1 protein-coding gene and 1 pseudogene are annotated in these 983 nt (G+C 57.2%); one reads left to right on the top strand and one right to left on the bottom strand.

Going from position 1 to position 983, the window contains the following annotated elements:
• The first annotated feature begins 230 nt into the window (after positions 1 to 230).
• Positions 231 to 470, top strand: a complete 240-nt coding sequence (locus EN786_RS35930; RefSeq protein ID WP_135910007.1) for a hypothetical protein — start codon at positions 231 to 233, stop codon at positions 468 to 470.
• Between the two features lie 66 nt (positions 471 to 536).
• Here the strand turns inward: EN786_RS35930 and EN786_RS38085 are convergent.
• Positions 537 to 983 (bottom strand): annotated as a pseudogene (locus EN786_RS38085) (adenylate cyclase); the annotation flags it as partial.

The raw sequence follows: 983 nt of genomic DNA, 5'->3' as shown, positions 1-983 counted from the left end.
GGCGAGTCGGACGGGGACCGACGCAGCCCAACCAACGATTCCCGGTACAGGCCAAGGACAAAGCAGCAGCGCCCCAACATTCCAAAGTACCACGGAACATTAGGATTTAGCCGGATCGCTCGCTTGGCCAATTCGTAGCCATGCTTGGCGTCGCTCCCAACAAGAGCCAAGCTTCCTGCAAGCAAGGCAAGTGTGTCAGCGTTGTTTGGGGACGACGCCAAGACTCGCTCATGTTCTTCGACAGCAGCGTCGATATCGCCCTGCAAAGCCCGAAGATCAGCGAGCATTATTCGTGCGTAAATATCGGCCGGATCGAGGGCCAGCGCTTTCTTGACACATGCGCTCCAGCTCTCAATAGAGACAGAAACATCATCGGAAAACCCGTTGCAAGCATCCACAGCATGCGCAAGAGCCAGCGCGGTCCAGGCTCTTGCAAGACCCGGATCAAGCTCGACTGCACGCGTCAGTAGCCGTATCCCTTCCTTGTTCGAATCTGGGTGAAAAGGTGCTTCTGCTCAAGGCCAAGCAGGTAGCAATCATAGGCTTGCAAACTTGTTGGTGGGACGCACTGCATCGCGTCGCAGGTTGGCGAGTTGACCGTGGCAAGTAGCAACGACATTGATGACGTTTTCGGTCACGCTGTCCAGCATCGCAAACAGGTTTTCTGCGGACCGATCATAACGCGCTGTCCAAACATCAACCCCTGTGCGGGAGTCGACGAGTTGCACCCAGATGCGTACCCGCTGGCCCTCCGCTTGCACGGTTCCTTCCATCACATAGTCGGCACTCAACTCTCGTCCGATGGATCGAACATCATCGCGCCGCTCCTTGTATGAGAGCATTGTCTGGCGGGCTATCACGCCCAAGTCGGGGTAACGGGCGAGATCAACGATGATGTCCGCCGACAACCCTTCCGCGATACGCGTCCAGCGTTCTTCTCCACCGAGGTTGTCAAACGGGAGAACTGCGACGACAGGCGGCCC

The organism is Mesorhizobium sp. M4B.F.Ca.ET.143.01.1.1, assembly GCF_004792275.1.
GTDB classification, from domain to species: Bacteria; Pseudomonadota; Alphaproteobacteria; order Rhizobiales; family Rhizobiaceae; genus Mesorhizobium; species Mesorhizobium abyssinicae.
This window is presented reverse-complemented; position numbering and strand designations above follow the sequence as displayed.

Excerpts from the sequence above, each read along its gene's own strand:
- EN786_RS35930 (WP_135910007.1), top strand. The coding sequence starts at position 231 with ATGTTCTTCGACAGCAGCGTCGATATCGCCCTGCAAAGCCCGAAGATC.